The following is a 7,372-nucleotide window of genomic DNA, read 5'->3' as shown; positions in this document are numbered from 1 at the left end:
TTGTTTGCCTACCACAATCGTCGACCTGACACTTACCGGCCCCGACGCCCACCACCACCCCCGGCCGCCCCCCCGGGAGGAGCCCCCCCCGGGGCTGTCGGTGGTGCTTGGTAGAACTGTTGTCGCACGACACGCACGGCCGGGCACCACCGCCCGCCATACCGTCAGGAGCTGGGCACATGACCATCGGGACCCACCTGAGCGAGCTCGGCGGCCTGCCCGCCTTCGACTTCCCGGGGCCCAAGGACACCCGTGCGCTGCCCGAGCCCGGGGACGTGGCCTGGCGGATCTCGGTGGCGACGTACGACGCCGAGGAGGAGTGGGCGCAGGCCTTCGGCCGGTTCACCGAGTCCGTGGACACCCGGCAGGTGCGGGCCCTGATCGTGGGCGGCTGGTCCGACGCGTACGAGGCCTCCAGTGCCGGGATCGTGGAGGCGCTGGTCGAAGCCGCTCCGAAGCTCCCCGCTCTGCGGGCTCTGTTCGTCGGCGACATCACGTTCGAGGAGTGCGAGATCTCCTGGATCCAGCAGTCGGACGTGGGTCCGCTGCTGCCGGCGTACCCCGCGCTGGAGGAGTTCGGGGTGCGCGGCGGCGAGGGGCTGGTCTTCCCGCCCGTGAAGCACGGGGCGCTGCGCGTGCTGCGCCTGGAGGCCGGCGGGCTCCCGAAGGAGGTGGTGGCCGGGGTCGCGCGGAGCGAGTTCCCCGCCCTCACCGAGCTCGACCTGTGGCTGGGCACCTCCGGCTACGGCGGGGATGCCGAAGTCGGCGACCTGGAGCCGTTCCTGAGCGGCGAGCGGCTGCCCGCCCTGCGCCGGCTCGCGCTGCGCAACAGCGAGATCCAGGACGCGGTCGCGGCGGCGCTCGCCACCGCTCCGGTCGTGGAGCGGCTGGAGGTGCTCGACCTCTCCATGGGCGTCCTGACCGACGAAGGCGCCCGGGCCCTGCTGGCGGGGCGCCCCCTGACCCATCTCACCAAGCTCGACCTGCACCACCACTACGTCGGCGAACCACTTCGGGAGCAGCTGAGCGCGGCGCTCGCCCCCCACGGCGTGGAGGTGGATCTGAGCGACCCCCAGACCGCGGACGTCGATGGCAACACCAGGTACCGCTACGTCGCGGTCGCGGAGTGACGCGTACTGCACCCGCGGCATTCGCCGTCGTCGGCAATCCGGGCAACCGCCGGGTCGCCCTCTTCCAGGACGCGGTGCGCGCCGCCGGGCTGCCCGAGGCCCGGGTGGTTCCGTGGCGGGACGTGCTCACCGGCCGGGCCGTCTTCCGGGCGGGCGAGCGCGTACGGATCGACTCCCCCGGCGAGGACGCCGAGGTGGAGCGCCTGCTGCGCGGGACCTCCGACGCCACCCGGGTCGAGGGCACCGGACGCTGGTACCGGCGGTTCACCGAGGCGGTGCACGCGGTGGCGCAGGGGGTGCGGTCGGCCGGCGGCACGCTGACGAGCGACCCCGACGACCTCGGGGTGCTGTTCGACAAGCGGCTCTGCCACGGGGTGCTGGCGGCTGCCGGGATTCCCGTCCCGGCCTCCCCGACCTCGGGCCCGGACGCCGTCCGTGCCCCGGTGCGCGGCTGGGAGGAGGTCCGGGCGGTGCTCGCGCTCCCCGGCCACCGCCGGGCGTTCGTGAAGCTCGCGCACGGCTCCTCGGCCTCCGGGGTGCTCGCGGTGGAGACCGGCGTGGGCGGCCGGATCCGCGCCACCACCTCAGTGGAGCGGACCCCGTCGGGGGCCCTGCACAACGCGCTGCGCCTGCGGCGGTACGAGGACGAGCGGGTGATCGGCGCCATCGTCGACGCACTGGCCCCCGACGGCCTGCACATCGAGCGGTGGCTGCCGAAGGCTTCCCAGCACGGGCGCTCCGCCGATCTCCGGGTGGTGGTCGTCGCCGGCCGGGCCACCCACGCCGTGGTCCGCACCGCGGCCGGTCCGCTCACCAACCTGCACCTCGGCGGTGCCCGCGGCGATCTCGACGCGGCCGTGGCCGCCGTGGCGGCGGCGGGCGGCCGGTGGGAGACGGACGCGCTCGCCGTCTGCGAGCGGGCCGCGGCCTCCTTCCCGCGCACCCTGTGCGTCGGGGTCGATCTGCTGCCCGCCCTCGGCTGGCGGAGCTTCGCCGTGGGCGAGGTCAACGCCTTCGGTGACCTGCTGCCCCGGCTGACGGGACTGCCCGGCACGCCCGCCGAGGGCCAGGACACCTATGCGGCCCAAGTGGCCGCCGTACGACAGGAACAGCATGCACACGCCCCCGTCCGCCCCTGACATGAACGAGGTCGTCGGCCACGACGACCTGCTGCTCGTCACCCTCGACACGCTGCGCCACGACGTGGCCGAGCGGCTGGCCGCCCAGGGCCGGATCCCGAACCTGGCCGCGCACCTGCCCGGCGGGGTGTGGGAGCGGCGGCACGCGCCGGGGAGTTTCACCTACGCCTCCCACCAGGCCATGTTCGCGGGCTTCCTGCCCACCCCCGACGGGCCGGGCCCGCATCCGCGGCTGTTCGCCGCGCGGTTCCCGGGCAGCGAGACCACCGCCGGGCGCACCTGGGTGTTCGACACTCCGGACCTGGTGTCGGGGCTGGCCGGGGCGGGCTACCGGACCGTGTGCGTGGGCGGCGTCGGCTTTTTCAACAAGGCGGCCGCGCTGGGCTCCGTACTGCCCGGGATGTTCCAGGAGTCGCACTGGGAACCGGAGTTCGGGGTGGCGTCGCCGACCTCCTTCGAGGCCCAGGTGTCCCGGGCCGAGCGGCTCGTGGCCGGACTGCCTTACGACCGGCGGCTGTTCCTCTTCCTGAACGTGTCGGCGATGCACCAGCCCAACTGGTTCCATTCCCCCGGGGCGACCGCGGCGGACGGCGACTCCCGGGAGACGCACGCGGCCGCGCTGGAGTACGTCGACCGGCACATCGGGCGGCTCTTCGACGCGATGCGGTCGCGGCGCCGCTGTTTCGCGATCGTCTGCTCCGACCACGGGACCACGTACGGGGACGACGGGTACACAGGGCACCGGCTCGCCCACGAGGCGGTCTGGACGGTCCCGTACGCACAGTTCCACCTGAACCACGAGGAGCCCGCCCCCCGATGACCCCTTTGACGCGGATATTCACCACACCCCCGATGAACGGCACGACTCCGTACGAGAGTTACGTCTACGCCTACCCGCACAAGACGGCGTACCGCCCGCTGCCCGAACCCGCCGAGCTGAGCCGGGAGTGGGCACGCCAGCCCAAGGACGCCCTGTCCCTCTACCTCCACATCCCCTTCTGCGAGGTGCGCTGCGGCTTCTGCAACCTCTTCACCCGGATCGGCGCGCCGGAGGGGCTGACCACGGCCTATCTCGACGCGCTGGAGCGGCAGGCGACCGCGGTCCGGGGCGCGTTGGGCGACGTGGAGCCCGTGCGGTTCGCGGCGGCGGCCTTCGGCGGCGGGACGCCGACCTTCCTGACGGCGTCCGAGCTGGAGCGGCTCTGCGACATCGCGGAGAAGAGTGCGGGCGCCGATCTGCGGGCGGTGCCGCTGTCCGTGGAGGCCTCGCCGGCCACGGCGACGGCGGACCGGCTCACCGTGCTGGCCGACCGGGGTACGACCCGGCTGAGCCTGGGCGTGCAGAGCTTCGTGCCCGCCGAGGCGCGTTCCGCCGTGCGTCCGCAGAAGCGGGCGGACGTGGAGGCGGCCCTGGCCCGGGTCCGGGACGCGGCGATACCGGTCCTGAACATCGACCTGATCTACGGCATCGACGGGCAGACGGAGGAGAGTTGGCGCCGCTCGCTGGACGCGGCCCTCGCCTGGCGCCCGGAGGAGCTCTACCTCTACCCGCTGTACGTGCGCCCCCTGACGGGCCTGGGGCGCAGGCCGGGCGAGTCCACGGCCGCCGGGTGGGACGAGCAGCGACTGCGGCTGTACCGGGCCGGCCGGGACCACCTGCTGGCCGCCGGGTACGAGCAGGTGTCGATGCGGATGTTCCGCCGGGCGGACGCGCCGGCGGAGGGCCCGGAGGACCATGCGTGCCAGACCGACGGCATGATCGGCCTCGGCTGCGGGGCCCGCTCCTACACGGCCGGGCTGCACTACTCCTTCGACTACGCGGTCGGCATGACCGAGATCCGCGGCATCATCGACGACTACGTGAGCCGCCCGGAGGAGGACTTCGCGCGGGCCGGGCACGGCCGCAGGATCGACGCGCAGGAGGCGCGGCGCCGGCACCTGCTGCAGTCCCTGCTCCAGGCGCGCGGGATGCCGGTGAGCGAGTACCGGGGGCGGTTCGGGAGCGGTCCGTGGGAGGACTTCCCGGCGGAGTTTGCGGCCTTCGCGGAGCGCGGCTGGCTCGTGGACGACCCGGAGCTGCTGCGGCTGACCCCGGAGGGGCTGGCGCACTCGGACGCGGCGGGCCCGGCGCTGTTCTCGGCGGACGTACGGGCCGCGATGGCCGCGTACGAGCGCAAGTGACGGGCGCGCGGGCGCGGGCCGAGGGGTCCCCGATGGACCTGACGGTGCTCTACCGAGGCCCGCTGTCCTCCTGCGACTACGACTGTCCCTACTGCCCGTTCGCCAAGCGGCGGGACAGCCGGGAGCTGCTGACGGCCGACCGGGCCGCCCTGGAGCGGTTCACCGGCTGGGCCGCCGGGAACACCGGGGACCGGCTGTCCGTCCTGTTCACCCCGTGGGGCGAGGGCCTGGTCCGCTCCTGGTACCGGCGCGCCCTGGTGGAGCTGTCGCACCTGCCGCACGTGCGCCGGGTCGCGATCCAGACCAACCTGAGCGGCCGCACCGGCTGGACCGCCGAGGCCGACCGGGACACGCTCGCGCTGTGGTGCACGTACCACCCGGGGCAGACCCCGTACGACCGTTTCCTGGGCAAGTGCCGGGAACTGGCCGACGCCGGGGTGTGGTTCAGCGTGGGCGTGGTCGGCCTGCCGGAACACCTCGCGGAGGCCCGCCGGCTGCGCGCCGCGCTGCCGCCCGGGGTGTACCTGTGGGTCAACGCGGCGGAGGGGCACGCCTACACCGACCCGGAGGCGGCCGACTGGACGGCCCTGGACCCGCTCTTCCCGTTCAGCCGCCACCCGCACCGCTCGGCGGGCCTGCCTTGCCGCACGGGCGCCTCGGTGATCTCGGTGGACGGCGCCGGCACGGTCCGCCGCTGCCACTTCGTCAAGGCGGAGCTGGGCAACCTCTACGACGGCTCCTACCGGGCCGCCCTGCGCCCGCGCGCCTGCCCGCTCGCGGTCTGCGACTGCCACATCGGCTACGTCCACTTGGAGACGCTCCCGCTCTACGACGTCTTCGCGGGCGGCGTCCTGGAGCGGATCCCCGCCCTCCCCTGACACGGGAGGGCGGCGGGGGGCAAAGCGGAGGGAAATTTACCCGCGGTCACATGCGGTTATCGCACACGGTGATCGCGCAGCGTTTACACGGCGTTCATGACGCGCAGGGCGACCGGACCGCCGCCGGACGACGAAATCCGCAGGTAAACAGGTCTTGACCTGCGGATCTCGCGGAGATTCCATTCGGCCCGGGAGCCACCGAACCAGATGTGCCCACCACCGCCTCGGAGGCGATACCGCTCCCGCGCTCACTCACCGCATCTGCCGATCGGAACACCGCACCGATGTCCGACACGATCAGCGCCCCTCAGGCCCTCTCCCCCGCCACCGGTCCCGTGCCCCAGAAGCTCAAGCGTTCCATCGGGGTCGTCGGCGGAACCCTGCTCACGCTCTCGTGCGTGACGCCGGCCTCGACCCTCTTCGTCGTGGTCCCGGACCTCTTCTCCAGCCTCGGCACCTGGACCGCGCTCACCATCGCCATCGGCTCCCTGCTCTGCATCGGGGTCGCGTTCTGCTATGCGGAGCTGGGCACCCTCATCCCCAGCGCCGGCGGCGAGTACGCGATGGTGTCCACCCTGTCCGGCCGCCTCGCCGGCTGGCTGGTCTTCGTCCTGTCCCTGCTCGTCGTGATGATCGTGCCGCCCGTGATCGCCATGGGCACCGCCGACTACCTCGCCCCCGTCATCGACGTACCGGCCCCGGCCGCGGGCGCCGCCGTGATGCTGCTCGCCACCCTCGCCGGCCTCCTCGACCTGCGGGCCAACGCCTGGATCACCGGCATCTTCCTCGTCCTGGAGGTCGTGGCCGCCGGGCTCGTCGCCGTACTCGGCTTCGCCCACAGCGAGCGGGGCGCCGGCGCCCTCGTGCACGGCACCGTGGCGGCGGAGGGCGGCGGTACCTCCACCGTCACCGCGATGATGGTCGTCTCCGGGCTCGCCATCGCCCTGTTCGTCACCCAGGGCTTCTCGACGGCCGTCTACCTCTCGGAGGAGCTGGAGAACCCGCGCCGCAACGTCCCGCGGACCGTGCTGGCCACCCTCGCCATCTCCGCCGCCGTCATCCTGGTCCCCGTCATCGCCATCACCCTGGGCGCCCCCGACCTCCAGGCCCTGACCTCCGGCGACCTCGGCACCATGGTGACCGCCTGGTCCAACTCGGCCGTCGGCACCTTCGTCAGCCTCTGCGTGGCCCTCGCCATCGTCAACGCGGGCATCGTCATGGTCATCCAGAACTCCCGGGTGCTGTTCGCCTCCGCCCGCGACAAGGCCTGGCCCGCGCCGGTCAACTCCGCGCTCTCGCGGCTCGGCCGGTTCGGCTCCCCGTGGGTGGCCACCCTGCTCGTCGGCATCCCCGGCGCGGCGATGTGCTTCGTCAACCTGGACACGCTCTACGGGGTCACCGGAGTCTCGGTGACCGGCATGTACCTGCTGGTCGCCGTGGCCGCGCTGGCCGGCCGCCGCGGGGCGCACCGCGAGAGCGCCGCCTGGCGGATGCCGCTGTGGCCCGCCGTCCCGGTCGTGCTGATCCTGGTGCTCGCGTACATCCTCACCCAGCAGGAGACCCAGTACCTGCTGTGGACCGGCGGGATCACCGCCGTCGCCACCCTGTACTGGGCGCTGTACCTGCGCCCGCGCCAGGACACCCGCTGGCTGGTCAGCATCCCGGTGGACGAGGACGACCCGGCGTCCGATGCTGCTTCGGCCACGGCTACGGCTACGGCTTCGGCTACGGCCGCCTCCGTGTAGCAGTCGACCGGTAGAGGTGCGGGGCCGCGGGGGTACGTATCCCGTGGCCCCGCACCCTTTTCGCCGTCCGCCCGGCACCGATCGGCGTACCGCCGTCCCGAATGGTGGAACGGGTGTCTTGTCCTCCCCGCCGCTTCGTCTATGCTCCGCGCCATGGCCGTCACCCAGCGCCTCCTGTCGCGCTCCTGTTGTCCCCGCTGACGCCTGCCCGCTCCGACCCGCCCGCCCCGCGCCGCCCCGATGATCCCGTCGCCCCGGCGCGCGCCCGCGGTCCCACCGCATCCCCGGCACGTCGCGCA

Annotated in this window: 6 protein-coding genes; all 6 read left to right on the top strand. The window is 73.5% G+C overall.

Annotated elements, in window-relative coordinates; genetic code table 11:
- Nucleotides 1-179 precede the first annotated feature (179 nt).
- The 6 genes from ACFWBW_RS27375 to ACFWBW_RS27350 all read left to right on the top strand — a co-directional run bounded on the left by ACFWBW_RS27375 (nt 180) and on the right by ACFWBW_RS27350 (nt 7,073).
- Nucleotides 180-1,130: an STM4015 family protein gene (locus ACFWBW_RS27375; protein WP_385377455.1), complete on the top strand. Its 951-nt coding sequence runs from the start codon at nt 180-182 to the stop codon at nt 1,128-1,130.
- Complete coding sequence (locus ACFWBW_RS27370) at nt 1,127-2,269, top strand: STM4014 family protein (RefSeq protein WP_385377452.1); 1,143 nt, start codon at nt 1,127-1,129, stop codon at nt 2,267-2,269. Before ACFWBW_RS27375 ends, ACFWBW_RS27370 begins: the two co-directional genes overlap by 4 nt.
- Before the next feature lies 1 nt (nt 2,270).
- Complete coding sequence (locus tag ACFWBW_RS27365) at nt 2,271-3,089, top strand: STM4013/SEN3800 family hydrolase (RefSeq protein WP_385377476.1); 819 nt, start codon at nt 2,271-2,273, stop codon at nt 3,087-3,089.
- On the top strand, nt 3,086-4,450 hold the full coding sequence (locus tag ACFWBW_RS27360) for an STM4012 family radical SAM protein (protein ID WP_385377449.1): 1,365 nt from the start codon (nt 3,086-3,088) through the stop codon (nt 4,448-4,450). The genes ACFWBW_RS27365 and ACFWBW_RS27360 overlap by 4 nt, the downstream gene beginning before the upstream one ends.
- A 32-nt stretch (nt 4,451-4,482) precedes the next feature.
- On the top strand, nt 4,483-5,328 hold the full coding sequence (locus ACFWBW_RS27355) for an STM4011 family radical SAM protein (RefSeq protein ID WP_385377446.1): 846 nt from the start codon (nt 4,483-4,485) through the stop codon (nt 5,326-5,328).
- A 284-nt stretch (nt 5,329-5,612) separates the two neighbouring features.
- Nucleotides 5,613-7,073: an APC family permease gene (locus ACFWBW_RS27350; RefSeq protein ID WP_385377443.1), complete on the top strand. Its 1,461-nt coding sequence runs from the start codon at nt 5,613-5,615 to the stop codon at nt 7,071-7,073.
- Nucleotides 7,074-7,372: the final 299 nt, after the last annotated feature.

The organism is Streptomyces sp. NPDC059957 (genome assembly GCF_042730015.1).
GTDB lineage: Bacteria > Actinomycetota > Actinomycetes > Streptomycetales > Streptomycetaceae > Streptomyces.
This window is presented reverse-complemented; position numbering and strand designations above follow the sequence as displayed.